Annotated in this window: 25 protein-coding genes; 12 read left to right on the top strand and 13 right to left on the bottom strand. The window is 67.3% G+C overall.

Translation table 11 applies throughout. The features are described from left to right. The first annotated feature begins 167 nt into the window (after positions 1 to 167). The gene (locus GWG54_RS02065) at positions 168 to 533 is read left to right on the top strand and encodes a group 1 truncated hemoglobin (protein ID WP_167936195.1); all 366 of its coding nucleotides are present in this window, start codon (positions 168 to 170) and stop codon (positions 531 to 533) included. A 2-nt stretch (positions 534 to 535) separates the two neighbouring features. Here GWG54_RS02065 and GWG54_RS02060 read toward each other — a convergent pair whose 3' ends face one another. From GWG54_RS02060 to GWG54_RS02040, 5 genes are all read right to left on the bottom strand, one after another. Then, positions 536 to 1,222, bottom strand: a complete 687-nt coding sequence (locus GWG54_RS02060) for a hypothetical protein (RefSeq protein WP_167936279.1) — start codon at positions 1,220 to 1,222, stop codon at positions 536 to 538. Positions 1,223 to 1,319: 97 nt separating this feature from the next. Next, on the bottom strand, positions 1,320 to 2,666 hold the full coding sequence (locus GWG54_RS02055; RefSeq protein ID WP_167936194.1) for a glutamate-1-semialdehyde 2,1-aminomutase: 1,347 nt from the start codon (positions 2,664 to 2,666) through the stop codon (positions 1,320 to 1,322). Between the two features lie 99 nt (positions 2,667 to 2,765). Further along, complete coding sequence (locus GWG54_RS02050) at positions 2,766 to 4,412, bottom strand: ammonium transporter (RefSeq protein WP_167936193.1); 1,647 nt, start codon at positions 4,410 to 4,412, stop codon at positions 2,766 to 2,768. Between the two features lie 464 nt (positions 4,413 to 4,876). Continuing rightward, entirely contained in the window at positions 4,877 to 5,893 is a 1,017-nt protein-coding gene (gene hemB / locus GWG54_RS02045) for a porphobilinogen synthase (protein WP_167936192.1), read from the bottom strand. A 45-nt stretch (positions 5,894 to 5,938) separates the two neighbouring features. Continuing rightward, entirely contained in the window at positions 5,939 to 7,417 is a 1,479-nt protein-coding gene (locus GWG54_RS02040; protein WP_167936191.1) for a sodium:solute symporter, read from the bottom strand. 154 nt (positions 7,418 to 7,571) lie between these two features. Here GWG54_RS02040 and GWG54_RS02035 point away from each other — a divergent pair, with 154 nt between their 5' ends. Next, on the top strand, positions 7,572 to 8,360 hold the full coding sequence (locus GWG54_RS02035; protein ID WP_167936190.1) for a TrmB family transcriptional regulator: 789 nt from the start codon (positions 7,572 to 7,574) through the stop codon (positions 8,358 to 8,360). Between the two features lie 91 nt (positions 8,361 to 8,451). Beyond that, a complete protein-coding gene (locus GWG54_RS02030; protein WP_167936189.1) occupies positions 8,452 to 8,775 on the top strand; it encodes a ferredoxin family protein in 324 nt (107 codons plus the stop codon). Here GWG54_RS02030 and GWG54_RS02025 read toward each other — a convergent pair whose 3' ends face one another. Together GWG54_RS02025 and GWG54_RS02020 are read right to left on the bottom strand one after the other, a co-directional pair. Next, a complete protein-coding gene (locus GWG54_RS02025) occupies positions 8,776 to 8,940 on the bottom strand; it encodes a DUF6757 family protein (RefSeq protein ID WP_008421032.1) in 165 nt (54 codons plus the stop codon). A gap of 59 nt (positions 8,941 to 8,999) precedes the next feature. Then, positions 9,000 to 9,776: a PHP domain-containing protein gene (locus GWG54_RS02020; RefSeq protein WP_167936278.1), complete on the bottom strand. Its 777-nt coding sequence runs from the start codon at positions 9,774 to 9,776 to the stop codon at positions 9,000 to 9,002. A 149-nt stretch (positions 9,777 to 9,925) separates the two neighbouring features. Here GWG54_RS02020 and GWG54_RS02015 point away from each other — a divergent pair, with 149 nt between their 5' ends. Both GWG54_RS02015 and hisG read left to right on the top strand, forming a co-directional pair. Then, positions 9,926 to 10,213, top strand: coding sequence for a DUF2795 domain-containing protein (locus GWG54_RS02015; protein ID WP_167936188.1), 288 nt, complete (start codon positions 9,926 to 9,928; stop codon positions 10,211 to 10,213). A gap of 112 nt (positions 10,214 to 10,325) precedes the next feature. Further along, complete coding sequence (gene hisG, locus GWG54_RS02010) at positions 10,326 to 11,183, top strand: ATP phosphoribosyltransferase (RefSeq protein WP_167936187.1); 858 nt, start codon at positions 10,326 to 10,328, stop codon at positions 11,181 to 11,183. Positions 11,184 to 11,229: 46 nt separating this feature from the next. On the opposite strand, the gene GWG54_RS02005 is transcribed toward hisG, so the two are convergent. Beyond that, entirely contained in the window at positions 11,230 to 11,625 is a 396-nt protein-coding gene (locus GWG54_RS02005; RefSeq protein ID WP_209438216.1) for a hypothetical protein, read from the bottom strand. Between the two features lie 303 nt (positions 11,626 to 11,928). Next, the gene (locus GWG54_RS02000) at positions 11,929 to 12,489 is read right to left on the bottom strand and encodes a TATA-box-binding protein (protein WP_006671604.1); all 561 of its coding nucleotides are present in this window, start codon (positions 12,487 to 12,489) and stop codon (positions 11,929 to 11,931) included. Positions 12,490 to 12,713: 224 nt separating this feature from the next. Between GWG54_RS02000 and GWG54_RS01995 the strand changes: the two genes are divergently transcribed. From GWG54_RS01995 to GWG54_RS01980, 4 genes are all read left to right on the top strand, one after another. Next, positions 12,714 to 13,805, top strand: coding sequence for a methyltransferase domain-containing protein (locus GWG54_RS01995; RefSeq protein ID WP_167936185.1), 1,092 nt, complete (start codon positions 12,714 to 12,716; stop codon positions 13,803 to 13,805). Between the two features lie 84 nt (positions 13,806 to 13,889). Next, complete coding sequence (locus tag GWG54_RS20745) at positions 13,890 to 14,144, top strand: AbrB/MazE/SpoVT family DNA-binding domain-containing protein (RefSeq protein ID WP_167936184.1); 255 nt, start codon at positions 13,890 to 13,892, stop codon at positions 14,142 to 14,144. A gap of 49 nt (positions 14,145 to 14,193) precedes the next feature. Continuing rightward, complete coding sequence (locus GWG54_RS01985; RefSeq protein WP_245242730.1) at positions 14,194 to 14,610, top strand: type II toxin-antitoxin system VapC family toxin; 417 nt, start codon at positions 14,194 to 14,196, stop codon at positions 14,608 to 14,610. 114 nt (positions 14,611 to 14,724) lie between these two features. Next, positions 14,725 to 15,171 carry a nucleoside 2-deoxyribosyltransferase gene (locus GWG54_RS01980; RefSeq protein WP_167936277.1) on the top strand — a complete coding sequence of 149 codons (447 nt, stop codon included), beginning with the start codon at positions 14,725 to 14,727 and terminating at the stop codon, positions 15,169 to 15,171. Between the two features lie 10 nt (positions 15,172 to 15,181). Here GWG54_RS01980 and GWG54_RS01975 read toward each other — a convergent pair whose 3' ends face one another. From GWG54_RS01975 to GWG54_RS01965, 3 genes are read right to left on the bottom strand one after another with little or no spacing between them, the layout of a single operon-like run. Beyond that, positions 15,182 to 15,619, bottom strand: a complete 438-nt coding sequence (locus GWG54_RS01975; RefSeq protein WP_167936182.1) for an acyl-CoA thioesterase — start codon at positions 15,617 to 15,619, stop codon at positions 15,182 to 15,184. A 53-nt stretch (positions 15,620 to 15,672) separates the two neighbouring features. Continuing rightward, positions 15,673 to 16,677: an AAA family ATPase gene (locus tag GWG54_RS01970; protein ID WP_167936181.1), complete on the bottom strand. Its 1,005-nt coding sequence runs from the start codon at positions 16,675 to 16,677 to the stop codon at positions 15,673 to 15,675. A gap of 51 nt (positions 16,678 to 16,728) precedes the next feature. Next, entirely contained in the window at positions 16,729 to 17,859 is a 1,131-nt protein-coding gene (locus tag GWG54_RS01965) for a CARDB domain-containing protein (RefSeq protein ID WP_167936180.1), read from the bottom strand. Between the two features lie 149 nt (positions 17,860 to 18,008). On the opposite strand from GWG54_RS01965, the gene rnz reads away from it, so the two are divergent. Together rnz and GWG54_RS01955 are read left to right on the top strand one after the other, a co-directional pair. Beyond that, the gene (gene rnz / locus GWG54_RS01960; RefSeq protein ID WP_167936179.1) at positions 18,009 to 18,935 is read left to right on the top strand and encodes a ribonuclease Z; all 927 of its coding nucleotides are present in this window, start codon (positions 18,009 to 18,011) and stop codon (positions 18,933 to 18,935) included. A gap of 88 nt (positions 18,936 to 19,023) precedes the next feature. Beyond that, complete coding sequence (locus tag GWG54_RS01955) at positions 19,024 to 19,290, top strand: hypothetical protein (protein WP_167936178.1); 267 nt, start codon at positions 19,024 to 19,026, stop codon at positions 19,288 to 19,290. 57 nt (positions 19,291 to 19,347) lie between these two features. On the opposite strand, the gene GWG54_RS01950 is transcribed toward GWG54_RS01955, so the two are convergent. Next, positions 19,348 to 20,322, bottom strand: coding sequence for an aldo/keto reductase (locus tag GWG54_RS01950; protein ID WP_167936177.1), 975 nt, complete (start codon positions 20,320 to 20,322; stop codon positions 19,348 to 19,350). Between the two features lie 112 nt (positions 20,323 to 20,434). On the opposite strand from GWG54_RS01950, the gene GWG54_RS01945 reads away from it, so the two are divergent. Beyond that, a complete protein-coding gene (locus tag GWG54_RS01945; protein WP_167936176.1) occupies positions 20,435 to 22,408 on the top strand; it encodes a DUF460 domain-containing protein in 1,974 nt (657 codons plus the stop codon). The last annotated feature ends 12 nt before the right edge of the window (positions 22,409 to 22,420 follow it).

Here is a 22,420-nt window from a genome sequence, read left to right as displayed (position 1 = left end):
ACGCTTGTCGGACGACCCGCGGAGAGCCGTCTTCCTGGGCTCGAGATCGATCCCTGACCCGGATTCGACGCGCGATCCCGAGTACCGTGGCTGTCGTTCACAAACATTCTTTCTCCGAAACATATTCGGGGCGGGGTTTATCAGTCGGAAGTCGCAACCCATACGCGATGACAGACACGCTGTACGATCGACTCGGCGGTCAGGACGCGATCGGTGCCGTCGTCGACGAGTTCTACGACCGCGTTATGGCGGACGAACGGGTCGCCTACTACTTCGAGGATACCGACATGCAGAAACAGCGCATCCACCAGACGCAGTTTATCAGCTCCGTGACCGGGGGACCGGTCGACTACTCGGGCGCGGAGATGGAGGCGGTCCACGAGGGAATGGGGATCACGCCGACCGAGTTCGACGCGATCGCGACCCACCTCGACGACGCGCTGGCCGAGTTCGACGTCGACGAGGCGGACCGTCAGGCCGTCCTCGAGGCCATCGATAGCTACCGCCCGGAGATCGTCACCGCGTCGGACTGAGGCTACGGCGTTCCGAGGGATTCTCGCCGGCGCAGGAGGTAGTACCCCGCGAGCAGCGGCTGCAGCGGTGCGATCGAGAGGCTCAGAAAGGCGAGTCCCAGGTAGAGTCCGGGGTTGGGCCGCCAGGCGTCGTTTCGAGTGCAGACGTAGGCCGCGTCCCGGTGGATCGCGACCGGGAACGCGCCGAACGCGACCGCGCCGGCGAACCCGACCACCGTCAGCAACGACGACGGAAACGCGAGGACGACGGCGATCCCCGCCGCCATCAGTCCGATCACGGTCGCCGCGAGCGAGACCGCGACGGCGAGCCACCAGCCGCTTTGCCCCGGCGGGGTCCCGAAGCGGCGGTGGCGCCGAAAGAGGTAGACGACGCCAGCCAGCGGCGCCCACAGCAGCGCGAAGCCGGCGTTGAGCCACGGGTTCGGCCGCCACTCGCCGCTCGCCAGCGGCTGCCGATGCACGCGGCGGGCGTCCAGAAACACCGCCCCCGCCAGCCCGAGACTCAGGACCGTGTACCCGAACGTGCCGATCAGGACCAGCCCCCGTCCGAGCAGCGGGACGCCGAGGTCGGCCTCCCGAAGCGCGCCGACGACGCCGACGCCGATCACCGACGGGAAGAGATACAGCAACCGCTCGACGGCGCGGGCCCAGTCCAACTCCGCCGCGCTCGAGGGGAGGTCGACGTCGATCACGCCTCGCGGCCGTCGGGTCGCGCTCGAGCCCTCCCGCAGGCCGACGACACGTCGCGGTCGCGCTCGTGGACGGGAGCGGGCATCCGCGCCGCGCCTACAGCGCCTCCTTGTACGCCTCGAGGGTCTTCTCGACGTCCTCGTCGGTATGGGCGTAGCTGACGAACTGGCACTCGAACTGGTTCTGTGAGAGGAACACGCCCTGGGCTTTCATCTGTCCCCAGAAGATCCGCCGCCAGCGGTCGGTCTCGGCGGCGGCCACGTCGGCGCCGTTTTTCGGACAGGTGTCGTAGCGCGGACAGGCCGGCCGCTGCCGACAGCCGGCCTCGCACTGCTCCTCGAGGGAGTTCGCGCCCGGTCCGTCCCGAGTGAAGACCACCTTGAACATGCTGTCGGTGCCGGTGACGGTGTAGCTCGGCGCCTGGTCGGCGAGGATCTCCGTCAGCCCGTGCCGCAGGCGATCGCCGAGCTCGTCGACGTGGTCGTAGACGCCGTTTTCGGCGGCGAACTGCAGGGTCTCGAGGCCCGCGGCCATCGTGACGGGGTGGCCCGAGAAGGTCCCCGCCTGGAACACCGGTCCCGAGGGCGCGAACTGCTCGATAATCTCGGCGCGGCCGCCGATCGCACCGACCGGGAACCCGCCGCCGACGATCTTGCCGAACGTCGTCAGATCGGGCGTGACGCCGAACTCGCTTTGGGCACAGCCCAGGCCGCCGACGCGAAAGCCCGTGATTACCTCGTCGAAGATCAGCAGGGTGCCGTGCTCGTCGGTGATCTCCCGGAGGAACTCGTGGTAGTCGTCCTCGGGGTAGACGATCCCCTTGTTCCCCAGGATCGGCTCGGTGAGGACGGCCGCGATATCGTCGCCGTGCTCCTCGAAGACCTCCCGTACCGCCGCTTCGTCGTTGAACGGTACCGGGAGGGTGTGCTCGGCGAAGGACTGGGGAATTCCCGCCGAGGACGGCGCGGGATCGTCGGCGTCGCCCTCGACCAGCGTCGACTCCTGAGCACCGTGGTAGCCGCCCTGCATGACGACGATCTTGTTCCGTCCCGTGTATCCGCGCGCGAGTCGCACCGCGGAGGTCGTCGCCTCGGTGCCCGAGTTGACGAAGCGGATCTTCTCGACGCTGGGAACGTGGCGGACGACGAACTCCGCGAGGTCGACCTCGATCTCCGAGGGTGCGCCGTACATTGGCCCCTCGCTGGCGTTCCGCTGAATTCCGGCTCGAACCGACTCGGGCAGGTCGTGGCCCAGCAATAGCGGACCCAGCCCCATCACCCAGTCGATGTACCGGTTGCCGTCCGCGTCCACGACGTGGCCGCCGTCGCCCTTCCGGACGAAGAACGGATAGGGTTCGATCGCCGCGCGAACCGCCGAGTTGACGCCGCCGGGCATGACCGACAGCGCGCGGTCGTACAGGTCGCGTGACTGCTCGTCGTTCATGAGCGGTCCTTGTCGGTCCGGCGGCAAAGTAGTACCGAGGTTCGCTCGTCGCGCTCGAGGCGAGGACGAGACGGTTTCGGGAGGGGCCGCGCCGATCGCCTACACCGCGTCGGTCCCCGTCTTCCCGGTACGGATCTGTACCGCGCGCTCGACGGGCGTGACGAAGATCTTCCCGTCGCCGGGCTCGCCGGTGTTAGCGCCCTCGCGGATCGCGTCGACGACCTCGTCGGCGGGGATGTCGGCGACGACGCACTCGATTTTGACCTTCTGGTGGAGATCGACGGTGTACTCCTCGCCGCGCCACTGGCCCTTCTTGGCGGGCTGGGAACCGCGGCCCGAGACGTTCGTAACCGTCAGCGACGGCGCGCCCGCCTCCGCCAGCGACTGCTTGACCGCGCCGAGGCGGTCGGGGCGGACGATCGCCGTGACCAGCTTGATCGCCCCGTCGTTCGGCTCGCCCCCGTCGGCGCGGATAACGTCGCTCGAACCGCCGTCGGTCGCGACGTCGGGCCGGCCGAACTCGGGGTAGGTGTCGACGCCGTGTTCGGAGACGTCGAGGCCGTCGCGTTCGTGTTCGGGGGTGACGCGGGCCTGTCCGGCGGCCTTGAAGCCGTACCAGATGAGGCCGGTTGCACCGACCGTCCAGGCGGTGATCAGAACGACGCCGGTTAGCTGGGCGACGAATGCGTTCGCGACGCTATCGACGACGCCCGGCGCGGCGACGAACGGGAACAGCAGGGTACCGAGCACGCCCGCCGAGCCGTGGACCGGAAACACCGCACAGACGTCGTCGATCTTCAGGGTCCGTTCGACGAACTCGAAGACGATCGGTAGCTGCGCGCCGGCGAGGCCGCCGACGACAAACGCGCCCCACCAGGCGACGGTGTCGGGGATCGCGGTGATCCCGACCAGGCCCGCGAGCAGCCCGTTGGCGACGTACAGCGTGTCGACCTTGCCGGTCTTCGCCCACGCGACGAGCCCGGCGCCCATCGCACCGCAGGCCATCGAGACCGTCGTGGCCATGGCGACGCGGCCGAGCTGATCGCCGAGGAACGCGCCCTCGCCCATGATCGCCGAGGTGCCGACGTTGAAGCCATACCAGCCAAAGGCGAGGATCAGTGTCCCCAGCACGGCGAACGTCAGCGAGTGACCCGGGATGACGTTGACGCTGCCGTCCTCGTTGTACCGGTCCATGCGCGGACCCAGCACCCAGGCGGCGGTGAGGCCGGCGATGCCGCCCATCCCGTGGACGATCATCCCGCCCGCGAAGTCGGCGAAGGGCGTCCCGACCAGGGTCTCGATGTGCCCGCCGGCCCACGTGAGTCCGGTGACGACCGGGTAGATGACCGCGGCCAGCAGGAACGTGTAGGTGACGTACGCGCGCAGCTTCGCGCGGCCGGCGACGGCCCCCGAGACGATCGTCGCCGCGGTCATCGCGAAGACGGCGCCGTACAGCCAGTCGATCCAGCTCGTCGCGTCGCCCGCGAATGCGGGTTCGAACCCGCTCCCGGCGACGAGTCCCTCGACGCCGACGCCGACGAGGAAGAAGACCGTCACGCCGACGCTCCAGGTCAGCAGGTTCTTCGTCAGCTGGTTCGCGACGTTCTTCGAGCGCACCTGGCCCGCCTCGAGCATGGCGAAGCCGGCGTGCATGAAGAAGATGAGGAACGTCGCAACCAGGATCCAGGTGTAGTTGATCGCCTCGGTCAACACCTCGACGTCGCTCTGAAGCAGCGTCGGTTCCATCAGCCGCTCACCTCCGCGACGCCCTCATCGCCGCCGAAAATTTGCAGACGTATGTCCACGAACGAGCCGATCGAACGCACGATTATGTTCTGAATCACGTCTAACGCTGATGGACCACTTACGTATAAGGATCAGCGTTGACAAACGGGTAGATATGTGTGCTCCTTAGTGAAATGCGAGCAAGTTCAAAGGGAATCTAGTCCATATAAGGGAATAGAATCTCGCGTCCGTTTCGATCGGCCGTTATCTATTCGACAATCGTAGCGCTCAGTAAAGTCGAAGTGGCGGTGAATCGTTTCTGTCGGCCACCGAGCGGGCTCTCGAGACCGCACGCGCGGCAGATGTTGCCACTCGTCGGCCGTCACCGAACCTCGGTAGACGATCGTTCAAACGATGGGTCAACGGGTTCCGTTTCGGCGTCACAGTCGTCGACTGACGGTGCGTGCGTCCGGGCATCCTCCGCGTCAGTTCGAGAGCGCCGCCGCGACGTCCTCGGCGAAGTAGGTGAGGATCAGGTCCGCGCCCGCCCGTTTGATCGACAGCAGCGACTCGTGGGCGACGGCCTCGAGGTCGAGCCACCCCTTCTCGCTCGCGGCCTGGAGCATCGCGTACTCCCCGGAGACGTTGTAGGCGGCGACGGGGTGGTCGAACTCCCGGCGGAGGTCGGCGACGATATCGAGGTACGGCAGCGCGGGTTTGACCATCAGGACGTCGGCGCCCTGCTCGACGTCCAGTCGGACCTCCCGCATCGCCTCGCGGGCGTTGGCGGGATCCATCTGGTAGTGACGCCGATCGCCGAAGGCGGGGGCGCCGTCGGCCGCGTCGCGGAACGGGCCGTAGAAGGCGCTCTCGTACTTCGCCGCGTAGCTCATGATCGGGACGTGCTCGAACCCCTCGCGATCCAGCCCCTCGCGGATCGCCGCGACCATCCCGTCCATCATCCCGCTGGGCGCGATCATGTCCGCGCCGGCCTCCGCGTGGGAGACGGCGATCCGATCCAGCGACTCGAGGGCGGCGTCGTTGTCGACGGTCAGCGTCGGCTCGCAGGCGGGACCGCCCTCCGTGACGTCTTCGCCCCGGAGTTCCTCCTCGAGGGGACCGCAGTGGCCGTGGTCGGTGTACTCGCAGAGGCAGACGTCGGTGATCACGTAGGCGTCGGTCTCGGCCGTAATTCGACGGGTCGCCTCCTGGACGACGCCGTCGGGCGCCCAGGCGCGAGTGCCCTCCGGATCCTTCGACTCGGGGATGCCGAAGAGCATGACGGCTTCCACGCCCGTCTCAAGCACCTCCTCGACGCGGGCGACGGCCTCGTCGATCGGCACCCGCTCGTGACCGGGCATCGTCTCGATCGGGCGGCGCTCGTCGGTCGTCGCGTCGACGAACACCGGGGCGATGAGGTCGGCCGGCTCGAGGCTCGTCTCGCTGACGAGCCCGCGAACGCGGTCCTGGCGAAGCCGTCGCGGACGATGGGTGAGATCCATACCGGCTCTACCGACGGGACGGCAAAAAGCGGTGCGCTCGCGTCGTCAGTCGTCCGAGGCGACCTCGTCGGCCCGCAGTCGATCCATGTCTTCGGTGGCGAGTTCGCGGATCTTCTCGTTGGTGAACGTCTCGCCGTTGTACAGCACGCTCACGAGCCAGATCGTCGCCAGCGCCGACAGCGTCGCCGGCACTGCGGGTTCGACCTGTCCCTCGCCGGCGATTATCTCGGGCGAGCCGAGGACGAACTCCCAGACCGTGAAGACGACGCCGCCGACGACGAAGCCGGGCAGCCCCGCCTCGCGGACGGTCCCGTCCCAGAGCAGCATCAACAGGCCCGCGAACAGCACCGACATGATCCCCATTCCGAGGGTGTTGATCACGATGATCTCGATCCCGCTGAACGCGATCAGGGCGGCGCCGACGCCGAAGACGACGATCGCGACCCGCGTGATCAGAACGAGGCGGTCCTCGTCGACCGCCTCGTGACCGCCCCGGAGCGGGATGTAGATGTCGTTGATGAAACTCGTCGCGCCGGCGAGCAGGAACGAATCCGCGCCGGTGATGACCGAGGAGACGGCCGCGGCCAGCAGCAAGCCGGCGAAGGCGTCGGGGAGCGTGTTCGTGATCGTCCAGGCGAAGGCCATCTCGGAGGAGATGTCGGCGCCCTGTGCGCTGGCGATCATCCCGGCGGCCGCCGAGAGGATCCCGAAGCCGGTGATGATGGTCCCCGCGAGAAAGGTTCCGAACATCGCGACCCGGCGACTCTTGGCCGACCAGGTCCGCTGAAGCATCTGCTGTTGGGCGCCGGCCACGGTGAGGTACATCAGGTACCAGGTGCCGATCTGGACGACCCCGACGCCGAACCAGTTCGTGTACTCCCCGGGAACGTCGGCCGCGATCGCGCCGACGCCGCCGACGTTCGAGACGGCGAGGGGGATCGCGACGATCATCCCGCCGATGATGACGACGCCGTGGAGCGTGTCGGTGTAGGCGACCGTACTCATCCCCCCGTAGGCGGTGAGGCTGACGAAGATAACCACGCTGATCCAGAACGCCGTCGCGAGGTCGATCCCCGTGGTAACTGCCAGTACCGACGCCATCCCGATCGTCTGGCCGGCCGTGAGCGCGACCTGGCCGGCGACGGTGAACAGGCCGGCGAAGTACTGGGTGTAGTCCCCGTACACCCGTCCGAGCAGTTCGGGGACGCTCACGACGTCGAACGAGTAAATAAAGCCGATGAACAGCGTCATCGTCATCCAGGCCAGCCCCTGAGTCATCGCGTACCACTGGGCGCTGATCCCCTCCACGAACGCCTGCTGGGCCAGCCCCATCGTGAGCCCGCTCCCCGCGAACGTCGCGAAGTAAGTCATCAGGTAGACCGGAAGGCTCAGGTTGCGCCCGGCCAGCGTGAACTCGACGTATCCCTCTCCCGCGCCCCGACCGTACCAGACTCCGACCGCGAGCGTCACCGCGAAGTAGCCGATCATCGTGACGATGAGCGGATCGGTGAGCGTATCAATCATACAAATACCACGCGAAAAATTCTGTTCGCGTCATACGATACCTGCATCGATCGGAAATTTCTCGAAACGGCCTGCGTATGTAGGCCTGTTATCCGATCGTCTCGCGCCGCCGCGAGAGCGCCTAACTTTTAGCCGCCGGGACTCGCGTTCACGTATGTCCAAAACCGAGGAAGCGGTCACCGCGCTGTCGGAGCTCGGGCTTACCGAGTACGAGGCGCGGTGTTTCGTCGCCCTGACCAAGATCACCACGGGGACGGCAAAGGAGATCAGTCAGGTGTCGGACGTCCCGCGCTCTCGGGTGTACGACACGATCGAACGGCTCGATCGGAAGGGGCTCGTCGACGTCCAGCAGTCCGATCCCCGGGAGTACCGCGCGACCGAGATCGAGACGGCCTGTCGGCGGATCCGCGAGGACTACGACTCCCGGATCAACGCCGCCGAGAACGCCCTCGAGCAGATCGAGCAACCCGACGCCACGGAGGACGCCGGCGTGTGGTCGATCTCGGAGACCGACCACGTCACCGATCGGATCGTCACGTTCCTCTCGAACGCCGAGGAGGCGATCCACCACGTCGTCGCGACCGACGACGTAATCGACGACGCCATCCTCGAGGAGCTACGGACGGCGACCGACCGCGGTGTCGAGGTCGTCCTCGAGGTGCCGACCGAGGACGACCGGGCGGCCTTCGAGGAGGCGGTTCCGGCGGCGACGGTCGTCGTCGCCCCCGACCTCGAGACGACCAATCCCGTCTACTCGGAGTGGCCCGCCCAGCTCCTGCTCGTCGATCACGAGTCGGTAGTCGCGGCCGCGCTCAAGGAGGGCGGTCTCCCCGACGTCGTCCAAGAGACCGCGATCTGGACGTACGGTCACGACCACGGCGTGGCCGTCTGGATCCGCGAGCTGCTCGACGACCGGCGCGCGTTCCGGGACCGGGAGGATTGATCCCCGACGTTCGATTCGCCGAGCCGTGTCGGTCCCTGTCGACAGTCGGAACATACTTTTAAGTCCTGGCGGCGATTTTTACCTGTTAGCAATGGCCATAGATCCGCAGTTCCACGAGAACCGGGAACAGGTCGACGAACACGAGGGCCACGCCGTCTGGGGACCAGTCGACGAGCCCGAAGAGCTCGGCATCCACGGCACCCACGTCGCGGTCGACTTCGACCTCTGTATCGCCGACGGCGCCTGCCTCGAGGACTGTCCCGTCGACGTCTTCGAGTGGGTCGACACACCGGGCCACCCCGAGAGCGAGGAGAAGGCCGATCCCGCCAACGAGGCCCAGTGTATCGATTGTATGCTCTGCGTCGACGTCTGTCCCGTCGACGCGATCGACGTCGACGCCGGCCGGACGGCCTGATTACTCGGCGCGGTCGACGTCGACCTGCTCTTTGAGCGCCTCGAGGCCGTCGGCCTCGGCGAGTTCCTGCAACCGTTCGCGGAAGTGCTCCTCGCAGAGCCCGACCTTGAGCCCGTCGGATTCGGCTGCGAAGGCCGCCTCGCGGTCGCAGTAGTGACAGTTCATGGCTGCCCGTACGAACCAGGCGACATTGAACCCTCCGCTATCGGCTCTCCTGTCCGCGGTCAGCCCTCGAGCCCGAGCCCTCGGTACGCCGCTTCCGAGAGTCCGGCGACGCCGAGTTCGCGCCCGTGGGCGTCGGTGCCCCCCGTCGCGACCAGCCCGTGTCGCTCGATAGCCCGATCGATCGGTTCGGGGTCGATCTCGCGGCCGTAGGGGTAGTATCGCTCGACGCCGTCGAGCGCGCTCGTCAGCTCGAGCGCGGCCGCGGGATCGGGGTACCGGAACGGGTGGGCCAGCGAGACGATCCGGCCGGCCTCGGCCAGCACGTCCCGGCCGCGGTCGAACGACGGCAGCTCCCGGGGGACGAAGCAGGGGCAGTCACCGCCGATGAGGTGCTCGAACGCGCCCTGGTAGTCGTAGGCCGCGTCGGGGTGGTCGTCGATCGCCCTCGCGACGTGGGGGCGACCGAACCCGTCCTCGACGGCGACGCCGAGGTCGATTCCGAGCCGGTCCTCGACCCGCTCGACGATCGCTCGACCGCGCTCGATCCGGTTGCGCTGGATCCGCCCCGTCGTCGCCTCGAGTGCCGCCGTCGGCTCGATCCCGTAGCCAAGCAGGTCGACGCGCAGGCCGGTGTCGGTCTCGACCCGCAGCTCGATGCCGTGGACGATCCGCACGCCGTCGCGTTCGATCGCGGACTCGTCGAACGGCTGCAACCGGTCGTGATCGGTCAGCGCGACGACGCTGACGTCCGATCGGCGCGCGGCCGCGGGGACCTCGTCGGGCTCGAGCGCCCCGTCCGAACGCGTCGTGTGGACGTGCAGATCGGCGTAGACCATGCCGTACTCCATCCCTCCCGGGTCCCTAAGCTCACCGTTGTGCGATCGTCGCCGACCCCGGTGGCCTCTAGGTGTTTAAGGTGTAGGGTACTCCTAGAGATCGATTATGGAAAATGTTTATAATCATTGTTCACGCAGATATCGGTGTAATGCTGCTCAACGGCACCGGCGAAGTCATCGACGACTACGAGTACCCCGCGACCACCGAGGAACTGATCGCAGAGCACGGCGAGCGGACCCTCGAACTCCCGAACGGGACTGAGACGGTCGAGGAGGTACTCGAGCGTCTGGAGTCCGAAACCTTCGAGAGTTCCGAGGACGCCCGGTTCGCCGTGTACTCGGCGGTGAGCAACAAGGCGGTCGGTCGGGTCGGCTACAGCGACCGCGATCCGACGCCGCCGGGGAGTCCGTACGCCCCCGACGCGGTGTCGTTCTAGAGTCGCTTTCGAACCCCCGATCCCGCTTCGATCCGTTTTTCGAGCCGCGTTCTGACCGCCCGAGTCGCCGGGAGGGAAAAACAGTTCCCGGGCGACGTCGAACGGTCCGGTAATGCGAATCGCCGTCCCCAACAAGGGCCGCTTGCACGAGCCGACGATCGACCTCCTAGAGCGGGCGGGGCTGCACCTCGAGAACGGTGCCGACCGCAAACTGTACGCCGACACCGTCGACCCCGACGTCTCGGTGCTGTTCGCCCGCGCGGCCGACATCCCCGAGTACGTCGCCGACGGTGCGGCCGAGATGGGAATCACGGGCTACGACCAGGTCCGGGAGGCCGGCGTCGACGACGTCGCCGAGCTGCTCGACCTCGAGTTCGGACGCTGCCGGCTCGTCCTCGCCGCGCCCGAGGACGACGACATCGAACGCGTCGCGGATCTGGCCGGCAAGACCGTCGCCACCGAGTTCCCCAACATCACCCGCGAGTTCTTCGCCGACACCGGCGTCGAACCGGACGTCGTCGAGGTCTCGGGCGCGACCGAGCTGACGCCCCACGTCGAGATGGCCGACGCGATCGTCGACATCACGAGCACGGGAACGACCCTGAAGATGAACCGGCTGGCGATCGTCGAGGAGGTGCTCTCGAGTTCCGTGCGGCTGTTCGCCCGCGAGGACGTCGTCGACGATCCGAAAGTCGAGGAGGTGCGGACGGCGCTGTCGTCGGTGAAACAGGCCGAGGGGAAACGCTACCTGATGATGAACGTCCCCGAGGATCGGCTCGCCGACGTCCGCGAGGTGATCCCCGGACTCGGCGGCCCGACGATCATGGACATCGCCGAGGACGGCGGCGACGGGATGCTCGCGGTCCACGCCGTCGTCGACGAGCGGGACGTCTTCGAGACGATCACCGACGTCAAAGGAGCCGGCGCCAGCGACATCCTCGTCACGGAGATCGAACGGCTCGTAGAATAGCGGCTCGAGAGCTGTTTTGCCGGAGTTCGTCGACGACGGTACCCCGTCACCAGGGACGTTCGAGGTCGACGTCCTCGAGGACGGACTCGAACTCCCGGAGGTTCGCCGCGGGCGAGACCTGTCCGCGCTCGCGGTCGTACTGGACGAGGCCGTACCGTTCGAGCAGCGGCAGGTGGGTCCGACACAGCGCGACGTGGACCCGCTGTCGCAGCTCGTGGATGGTCGTCAGGGCGGTCGTCTCGTCCTCGGCGTCCGCGAGCCAGCCGACGAGCTGCTGGACCGTGATCGGCTCCTCGGCGGCTATGAGGTGCTCGACGACCCCGCGTCGTCGGTCGTTGGACAGCACGCGGCCGAACTCGCCGCGGGTGAGGGCACGAAGGCACGCGGGTTCTCCGCTCGACCACTCGGCGACGGACGCCGTTCGGTCCGGATGGAGCGTCATCACCGACGGAGACTCAGCCAGGTCGAATAAACGCGGTCGGTCGTTTCCGATCCTCCGATCCGGTTTAGGCCAGTCCCGACGATTCGAGCCGAAATAAACGGTCGGCAACTCGAGCGAACGGTCGCGGCGAACTCGACGGTCGCGATACGAGAGGGGTAAACCGGGATTACCGCCATCGGTCGCGGACCCGAGCGCGGACCGGTAGCGGGTCGGTATCGGAACGAACGCGGCAGAAACGGCGCGAACGGTAAGCGCGAACGATGGTTCTGGGGGAGCGACGACGGCGAGAATCGTGCGGGGACCCTACTCGAGCAGGCCGAGATCCTCGAGGCGGGAGACGATCTTGTCGACGGCGTGCTCGGCGTCCTCGGGCTTTTTCCCGCCGGTAATAACGAGTTTCCCGGAACCGAACAGCAGGGCGACGACCTCGGGTTCGTCGAGCCGGTAGACGAGACCGGGGAACTGCTCGGGCTCGTACTCGATGTTCTCGAGGCCCAGCCCGATCGCGATCGCGTTCAGGTTGAGGTTGCGTCCGAGGTCCGCGCTCGTGACGATGTTCTGGACGACGATCTCGGGGTCCTCGTTGACCTGGATCTGGAGTTCCCGGAGCTTGTCGAAGACGATGCGGAGGCTCTCGTGGACGTCGTCGGTGCTTTTCGCACCGGTACAGACGATCTTCCCCGAGCGGAAGATCAGGGCGGCGGACTTGGGGTTTTGCGTGCGGTAGACGAGGCCGGGGAACTGTTCGGGGTCGTAGTCGGCCCCCTCGAGGTCCATCGCGACGCTTTGCAGATCGAGCTCCTGTCCGATGCCGGTCGACGCCACCACGTTTTCGATGTTGATGGTGTCCTTCGGATCCGTCATAAGTCGCTTAAAAAGACGTATTTAAGGTTTATAAAGGTTGGTACCGCCACCTGATATGTCCGGTTCGTACCGAACGGTTCGGTGACGAAATCGGCGTTGCTCGACGTCCTCCGTGCGATTCAGCGGAATCCATGTGCTAGGTTCTCGAGTACCCATCGGGGCGAGATCGTGTCCCGAGCGTGGAAAACGGTACGCTGATACTCGCGCCCGCGTCACGACGAGACGTGTACTTCCTCGAGCTCGGCGGCGAGGACGACGCGTTCGCGGCCCGCGAGGCCGAAAGCGCCGCGGCCGACGTTCGCCCGATCGCGCCCGGACTCGCCCTCGCGAACGCCGTCGTCCCCGAGCGCGTTCGCGGACTCGCCTACGCGCACCGCGCGAGCGAACTACTGGGCCGGACCGATGCCGACCTCGCCAGCGCGAGGGCGTTGCTCGAGGCGGCCTCGATCGATCGGGACCGAGACGCGACAGTCGCGGTGCGAGCGACCGACGTCCACGGCTCGACGGGCGTCAGCACCGAACGCGCCGAACGGGAACTCGGCCAGGTGCTGGTCGACCGGGGCTTCTCGGTGGACCTCGAGGATCCCGACCACCTCCTGCGGGTGGCCTTCTCCGAGGGTCGGCTCGAGCGCGACGAGGACGGACGGGGCGACCTGCTCTCGAACGCCGAGGGAGCGGTCGACGGGTCTCGAGGTGAGTCCGTGTCGGTCTGTGCGCTCGGCTGGCTCGCAGCCGAGAGCGTCCGCGACTTCGGAACCCGCGTGCCGACGGACAAGCCGTTCTTCCAGCCCGGCAGCATGGACCCGCTGCTGGCCCGCGCGGTCGCGAACGTCGCGGGCGCCCGCCCCGGCGCGACGATCCTGGATCCGATGTGCGGAACGGGCGGTGTGCTGGTCGAGGCGGGGCTGGTCGGCGCCGACGTCGTCGGCACGGACGCCCAGGCGAAGATGGCTCGAGGTGCGCGGACGAACCTCGAGCACTTCCTCGAGCGCGACGAGCCGTCGCCGACGGGCGTCTCCCGCGGTTCGTGGCACGTCGGCCGCGGCGACGCGACCCGATTGCCGTTCGCCGACGGCGCGGTCGACGGCGTCGTCTTCGACGCGCCCTACGGCCGCCAGTCGAAGATCGACACCCACCGCCTCGAGGACCTCGTTGCGGGCGCGCTCGCGGAGGCCCGCCGGGTCGCCTCGCGGGCCGTCGTCGTCGCGGACCGCTCGTGGGCGAGCGAGGCCCGCGAAGCGGGGTGGGAACTCGAGGCCGCCTTCGAACGCCGAGTCCACCGGTCGCTGACGCGGTACGTGCTGGTGCTCGAGTAACTGCTGATCCCGACACGATCAGACCCGATCGCTCCCCACAGTTTATGGTGATCGTATCCGTACCCAAGGGAACGGGTGATTCCTGTGAGCGAATCCGACGATTCTGCAGACGAGGAGTACGGGACCGCTCGACTCAACCATCGTGGTCGATTAACGATTCCAAAGGCGCTCCGAGACGACCTCAACCTCGAGGACGGAACGGAGTTCCGAGTTGTCCGCGAGGGCGGAGACATCCGGCTCGTACGTGAACTTCCCGATCTCGAAACGGTAACTCGCGGCGAAGAGTGGGGTGCGGAGGCGTTCCGAGACGCGGGTGAGGCGACGTTCGGCGGTCGATAGGATGAGCGGCACTCGCGTTCTTCCCGATCTCAACGCGTTGTCGATACAGTTGGTCGACGACCACCCCGGGCATCCGTACGTCGCCGAGGAACTCGTTCCAGCACTCGCAGGTGGTGATACGCTCGTCGTCTTCGGGTACTTGCCCCTACGAATCCAGTGGGTACTCGAGGACCTGGGCTTCGAACCCTACGAGGCCAGAAACGCCGTTTCGTCGCTGCTCCAGTATCCGCTGGAGTTCGTCGACGTGGACGGGACGACAGTCCTCGACGCCTACGAGATCAGTGCGCAGAAGAATCACGACGCCTTCGATTGCTTCTATCTCGCACTCGCGCGACGGGCCAACGTCGACGTCCTCGTCACGACCGACCGCGACTTCGAACGGCTGTGCGAGGACGAGTCCTTCGAGTACGTCAACCCGGTTCCCGAGGACGTACTGGAACGGTTCCACGACGTCGACGAGTCGTGATCGACGGCGAAGGGATCCGCCCTTCGACGACCGAAGCGCCGGACTCGGTGCTCGAGTGACCGCCGTTCGAGACCGGGTCGACCCGGTTCGATCCCGACGAGTCACGATAAGTGACTGTTAAGACCCGATACCGCCACGGTCCCGCATGGACCTTTCTTCAGCGGCTCCATCCGCGGCGGGCGGGACGACGTCGATCTGTACGCCGACCTCATCGGGCTCCTCGAGCAGCACGGAACGGTCCTCACCGAACACGTCGGCACTGAGGACGTCGAGGCGAAAGAACAGGAGGCGGGACTGACCGACGGCGATATCCACGATCAGGACGTCGCCTGGCTCCGGCGAGCCGACGCCGTCGTGGCCGAGGTGACGACGCCGAGCCTCGGGGTGGGGTACGAACTCGGTCGGGCCGTCGCCTGGGAGACGCCCGTCCTCGCGCTTTATCGTCCGGACGACGAGCACGAACTGTCCGCGATGGTGCGGGGCAACGACGCCGTTGAGGTGGTCGAGTACCGAACCGTCACGGAGGTCGAACCTGCCCTCGAGGCGTTCCTTCGAGGGTAGCGGCCATCGCCTACGACTCGTCGTCGAGTGCGCGCTCGCGAAGCCGTTCTCCCTCCTCGCTCTCGGCGGTCAGTTCGGGAACCGACTGGGGGCTCCCGTCCTCGTCGATCGCGACGAACGTAAAGGAAGACTCGGTCGTCTTCTCGGCCTCGCCGGTGCGGGGCTCCTCCCGCCAGGCCCGCAGCGCGACGTGGACGCTCGAGCGGCCCGCGTCGTAGACGTAGGCCTCGACAAGCGCGATGTCGCCGATCCTGATCGGACGCTCGAAGTCGAGTTCGTTCACCCGGGCGGTGACGCAGGTCTCGCCGGCGAAACGCATCGCCGACATCGCGCCGATCTCGTCGAGCCACTTCATCAGGTTCCCGCCGTGAAGCGTCTCGTTGTTGTTCGCGTGGTTGGGCTGGACGCGGAATCGGTTCTCGATGTAGGTCTCGCGGACGGTCGGCATACACACTCCTCGGTTCGGGGCCACGAAAAGTCCGGGCCCGGAACGCGACGTGACTACGCGCTCCGACCGAGTTCGGCAAGCAGGTGCGAGACGTGGATGCGGTCGCTCGTTCCCTCGTGCATCTCGAACTCGACGTCGGCCGCCAGCCGGTGGGTGCGGGCCAGTTTCTCGCCCTGGTAGCGTTTTCGCGCGACCTCGAGCACGAGATCCAGCACCTCCTCGCCGTCGAGTCCCTCGTCGACGAGCAGGTCGTCGAGCGTCTTCCGGGCGTCCGTGAACGCGCCCGCCTCGGCGTCCTCGAGCATCCCCTCGACCTCCTCGGCGAGGCCGACCTCGCCGATCGTCTCGTAGGCCGCGCTCATCGTTAGCTCGCCCGCGTCCTCGACGGTGGTCTGGGCCGCGAGGATCGCCTTCCGGAGGTTGCCGTTCGCGTAGCCGGCGACGAACTCGAGGCCCTCGTCGTCGTACTCGACGTCCTCCGCCTCGACGATGCGCTCGAGCACCGCGACGGTCTCCTCGCTGGTCGGCGCACGCACCGAGACGGGGAAACACCGCGATCGGATCGGCGGGATGAGCTTCGTCGGCTGGCGGGTCGCGATGACGAACTGGGTCGTCCGGTGGTGTTGCTCCATGATTCGGCGCAGCGCCTGCTGGAAGTCCTCGCGGACGTCCTCGGCGTTGTCCAGCAGGATCGTCTTGTACTCCCCGGAGACGGGGGCGTAGCTCGCCGACTCCTTGAGGACGCGGTTGATCATGTCGCGTTTGGACATCGACGACCGCCCGGTCAGGAAGGCGGCGAAGCGGGGGTCGTTCTTGATCTCCGTTTTCGTCCGGCCGAAGAAGTCGGCGACGTTGATCTCGACTAGGTCGTTGTCCGGATCGTCGTGGGCCGCTCGAGCGAGCGCGCGCGCCGCCGCGGTCTTGCCGCTGCCGGGCGGTCCTTGCAGGACGAGGTTGAGCGGTTCCTCGACGGCTCGCTGGAGGTACTCGCGAGCGTCGTCCTGTGGCAACTCGGCCAGCTCCGGGGCGTGGGTGTCGGTCCACAGCGGCGCGTCCATCGTCCGTCGGTAGGGGTGTAAGCGGTAAGAATCGGTCGGTTGGCCGCCGCGTTACGCCCCGTCGCTTCCGCCGTTCCCGTCCGCGCCGTTCTCGGCCTCGTCGGATTCGGCTCGAGCCTCCGCGACGGTGAACGTCTGCTCGACGGGCTCTCCGTCGTGCTCGATGGGCTCCGCCGACTCGACGTCCTCGGGGTCGCCCCCATAGACGACGGCGGTCAACTCGTCGTCCTCGCCGACGCTCGCGTTCTCGTCGAACGCGACGGTGACGTTCTCGTGTTCGCCGGGATCGAGGGCGTCGCTGGTGCCGAGGACCTCGTCGCCGTCCTCGATCGCGACGAACCCGCGCTCGGGGGTCGCGACGTCGACGGTCACCTCGTCGGTGTCGGCGTCGACGACGTCGACGGACGGATCCGTGTGGAACTCGAGCTCGATCTCGCCGAGTTCGCCGTCGTCGTCGGTGTAAACGCCGTAGGTCTGGGTGCCCGGCGGCGCGCCGTTCGTGTCGATCTCGAAGGTGATCTCGCGGCTCTCGCCGCCGTCGAGTTCGAGGATCTGGCGCTCGAGGACGGTGCCGTTCAGCCGGAACTCGACGACCTGTTGCTGTGCGAACTCCGTGGGATTTCTGACCTCGGCGACGGCCGTGATCGTCTCGTTTGTCGTCGCCGCGTCGGGGGCTTCCAGCGACTCGACGAGGAACGAGTTGGAGGCGCCCGCTTCCTCGTCGATCGTCACCGACGCGGTGTCGCTGATCGGATACCCGTCCTCGAGGTAGGGGGAGTCCTCCTCGCCGTCGGTCTCGCCGTACTCGAACGTCTCCTCCTCGCCGGTGTCCTGGTGAACCGTCGCGGTCAGCTGTCCGGCGAGTTCGGTCCCGTTCTCCCGGCTCTCGACGGTGACGTTCTCGTGGGATCCGTCCTCGAGGTACTCGGAGACCGCGAGGGGCTCGTCGCCGTCGGCGGTGATGACGACGAACCCGCCGTCGGAGAGGGTAACCTCGTCGACGGTGACGCTCGTGCCGTCGCTCTCCTGATCCTCGAACGTGATCGAAGCCGCGGGATCGTCGTCGACGCCGAAGATAGCCGGCGCCTGTCCGACGATGATTCCCGCCGCGAGAACGATCGCGATCGCGATCAGGACGGCGGTAACTCTCTTGATGGTTCCGAACGTCGCTCTCGAACTCATTTGGGGGTAGTGATGCTCGACACGTTAGCGCTGCAGGGACGTAAAACGCACAGTCTGTTTGCCGGTTCGGAACGGCGCGGCCCCCGTCGACCTCGTCGGGCCCGACGGATCCGAAGGCGGTTTAGTCTCAGCGCGTCGAACGGACACTGATGCCACTGCGCGTGACGTTTCTGGGGACCGGCGGGGCCGTTCCGACGACCGAGCGGAATCCGAGCGGAATCTTCGTCGCCCGCGAGGGCGAGGGGTTGCTGTTCGACGCCGCCGAGGGGACGCAGCGTCAGATGATGCGGTTCGGGACGGGTTTTTCGATCTCCCAGATCTTCGTCACGCACCTCCACGGCGATCACGTCCTCGGACTTCCCGGACTCCTCCAGACGATGGACTTCAACGACCGGGAGGATCCCCTGGCGATCCACGCCCCTCGTGGCACGCGCCGGGAGCTGAAATCGCTGGTCCACGCGCTGGGCAACCGTCCCTCGTTTCCGGTGCGGATCGACGAGGTCGGCGGGGGCGACGTCGCCTACCGTACCGACGAGTACGAGGTGCGGGCGTTCGCGACCGACCACGACACCCGCTCGGTCGGCTACGCGCTCGTCGAGGACGACCGCAAGGGACGGTTCGACCGCGAGCGCGCCGAGGAGCTCGGCGTTCCCGTGGGGCCGAAGTTCTCGCAGCTCCACGCGGGTGAGTCCGTCGAACTCGAGGACGGAACCGTCGTCGACCCCGAACAGGTCGTCGGCGACCCCCGCCCCGGGCGATCGATCGTCTACACCGGCGACACCCGCCCGGTCGCCGCGGCGATCGAGGCCGCGGACGATCCCGACCTGTTGATCCACGACGCGACGTTCGCGGACGACCGCGCCGACCGCGCCGCTCACACCGCCCACTCGACGGCCCGTCAGGCCGCCGAGATCGCCACCCGCGCGGGCGCCGAACGGCTGGCGCTGATGCACCTCTCCTCGCGGTACGCCGGCGACGTCTCGGCCCACCTCGAGTCGGCCCGCGAGGTGTTCCCGGGCGAGGTGTTCGTTCCCGACGACGGCGAGGAACTCGAGATCCCGTATCCGGACGCCTGAGCGGACTCGATCGCGGAGACCGGTCGCCCCGACTGCAGTCGGCCGACAGTACTTTGTGCTATTGTCACACAGCATCAGGGGCATCGACATGCAACCGTGCCACAACTGTCGGGCGATCATCGACGAGTACACCCTGGACAAACAACTCGAGCCCCTGCGCGGACTCACGGCCGACGATTTCAACGTCTGTGCGGACTGTGCGACGGTCGTTTCGGACGCCTGCGTGGCGTGCGACGGCGCGGTCTACGTTCCCCGAAGCGAAACGTCGACTCCCGACTACTGTCCGGCCTGTCGCTCCGATCGGATCGAGCGGACGGGTCACGACCCCGGCTGGACCGCCGAACACACCTCCTGACGGCGGATCGTTCTCGGAACCCGCCGCGCGGCTCTCCGCCCGCGGCCGCCTCGCGAGCTACTCGTGACCGTACACCGGAACCGGCTCGTAGGGCTCCTCGAGGTACTCGACGTCCGAAGCCGACAGCGACAGCTCGAGCGCCTCGACGGCCTCCTCGAGGTGATCGACGCTCGAGGTGCCGACGATCGGCGCGGTCGTGTTCTCGTTCTGGAACTGCCAGGCCAGCGCGATCTGGGCCATCGCGACGCCGTACTCGTCGGCGAGTTCCTGCACGCGGCCGTTGATCTCCTCGCTGGCGGGGAACTCGTGGTAGGGGACGCCCGCGTTCTCGACTTCGTGGTCGCCGCGGGTCGTGGTCCGGAACTCCCCGTGCGGACGGGCGAGATACCCCGCGCCGAGGGGGCTCCAGGGCATCGTCGCGACATCGTAGGCGTCGCAGACGGGGAACATCTCGCGTTCCTCCTCGCGGTAGGCCAGGTGGTAGAGGTTCTGCATCGTCTCGAACGGCGCGAGTCCTTCCCGCTCGCTCACCCGCCGGGCCTCGAGGAACTGGTGGGCCCACATCGAGGACGCCCCGAGGTGACGGACCCGCCCGCGGCGGACAGCGTCGTCCAGCGCGCGCATCGTCGTCTCGATCGGCGTCTCGTAGTCCCAGCGGTGGATCTGGTAGAGATCGAGCGTGTCCATCCCCAGGCGGTCGAGGGAGGCCTCGAGCTCCTGTTCGATCGTCTTCCGGGAGAGTCCCTCGGCGTTGCGGTGGTCGTCGGCGCCGGGGAATCGGACCTTCGAGGCGACGACGAACTCGTCGCGGTCGTAGTCGGCCAGCACGTCGCCGAGGATCGACTCGCTCTCGCCCGCCGAGTAGACGTTGGCAGTGTCGAAGAAGTTGATTCCCAGGTCGATCGCCCGCTCTACGAGGTCGCGAGCCTCCTCGCCGTCTAGCATCCAGTCCCGTCCGCTGCCGAAGCTCATACAGCCCAGACAGATCTTACTGACTTCCATACCGGTCGAGCCGAGCGTGGTGTACTCCATAGTCGATTCACGCCGACCGCCTCCTAATAATCGAGGCAAGCGGCACGGACCGCCTTGCCTTCGGGTGACGATCCGCGTCGGATTTATACGCGACTCGACCCTAGACGTTCGCGTGAGCACGCGAACGAGTGCGCTCGACGCGGTCGTCTTCGGCGTCGACGTACAGAGCGGCGACGTGCGCGGGGACGCGCCGTCGTACGCGCTGGTCGTCTACGACGACGAGGGCGTCGACCGAGACGCCGTTACCCACCGGAAACTCAGGCGACTGATCGACGACGAGGAGCCGGCTATCGTCGCCACGGACAACATGTACGAGCTGGCGGCGGACAAGGATCAGTTGATCCACTTCCTGGGGTCGCTTCCCGTCGGGACGAAGCTGGTTCAGGTAACAGGCGCCGAACAGCCCGAACCGCTCTCTCGCGTCGCGAAACGCCACGGGATCCCCTACGGCAAACAGCCGATGCAGGAGGCCGAGGCCACGGCCAGACTGGCGGCGCACAACGTCGGCCACGAGGTCTCGGCGTTTACGGACACGACGACGGTCAAGGTCTCGCGGGGACGCTCGACGGGCAGCGGCGGCTGGAGCGAGGACCGCTACACCCGTCGCATCCACGGCTCGGTCAGGAAGCGAGCCCGCGAGGTCGAGTCCGAACTCGAGGAGGCCAACCTCGAGTACGAGCGCGACGTGCGAGAGGCCTACGGGGGCTTTGCCAACGCCGTCTTCACGGTCGAGGCCCGCCCGCAGGACATCCCGGTCTCGCGGAACCGCTCGGGCGACGTCCGCGTCGAGATCGAGCGGGAACGCCGCGACGGGATCGAGTTCCGCCCGCTGGCCAAGCGACGGGACCACGTCGTCGTCGGCATCGATCCCGGGACGACGACCGCGGTCGCGATCGTCAGCCTCGAGGGCGAGGTACTAGACGTCTGGAGTTCGCGCATGAGCGACACCGCCGACGTGATCGAGTGGATCGTCGAGCGCGGACGGCCGATTATCGTCGCCGCGGACGTGACGCCGATGCCCGAAACCGTCGAGAAGTTCCGCCGAAGCTTCGACGCGGCGGGCTGGATGCCCGACAGCGACCTCCCCGTCGACGAGAAGCAACACCGGACCCGCGACCATCCCTACGACGACGACCACCAGCGGGACGCGATGGCCGCGGCGCTGTACGCCGTCGACGACCACGAGAGCCAGTTCGAACGCATCGCCGAGAAGATCCCGCCGGGGATCGACCGCGGCGAGGTCATCGCCCGCGTCGTCGCCGGCGAGGAGAGCGTCGAGGCCGTCCTGACCGACCTGACCGAAGACGACGAGGAGGAGGAGGAGTCGACCGAACACGAGCCCCGGGAGCTGACCGAGGAGGAACGAAAGATCAAGGACCTGAAGACGCAGGTCGAACGGCTCCAGTCCCACGTCGAAACCCTCGAGGACCGACTCGAGGAGAGAGACGAGCGCATCCACGAACTCGAGAACAGCCTCAGCGGCGCCCGCCGCCAGGAGCGCAAGGAGGTTCGCAAGGACCGGGAGGTCTCCCGACTCGAGCGCAAGGCCGACCGCCTCGAGCGCGAGCGCGACGAGGCCCGCGAGGCGGTCGACGAACTCGAGGGGAAAGTCGAGCGGATGAAGGCCCTCTGGAAGCTCGACCACTCGAACTTCAGCGACGTCTCCGCCGAGAAGGAGGGGCTCGTCCCCGTCAAGGTCGTCGAGAAGTTCACGAAGGGCGCGATCCGCGAGGCCGACGAGCAGTACGGGATCGCGGCCGGCGACGTCGTCTACCTCCGAGACGCCAGCGGCGCGGGGCGTTCGACCGCGGAGTTGCTCGCGGGGTTCGAACCGCGGGTCGTCCTGAAGGAGGGCGGCCTGTCGGACGTCGCCGACGAGATCCTCTTCGAGCACGAGATCCCGGTCGGGCCGGCCGGCGACGTCGCGATGCAGGAGGTCGACGAACTCGCCGTCGCCCGCGAGGACGACGTCGAGGCGGCGATCGACGACTGGTGGGACCGAGCCGAGAAACGCACCCGCGACCGGAAGGCGGAGATGGTCGATCAGCTCATCAGCGAACACCGGGCGGGCGACAACGAGGTCTGAGAAGGGCGGCGA

Origin of the sequence: Natronococcus sp. JC468 (genome assembly GCF_012163165.1) — an archaeon.
In the GTDB taxonomy this organism is placed as follows: Archaea; Halobacteriota; Halobacteria; order Halobacteriales; family Natrialbaceae; genus Natronococcus; species Natronococcus jeotgali.
Note: the sequence above shows the minus strand (reverse complement) of the source record. Positions and strands in the feature narration are given on the sequence as shown.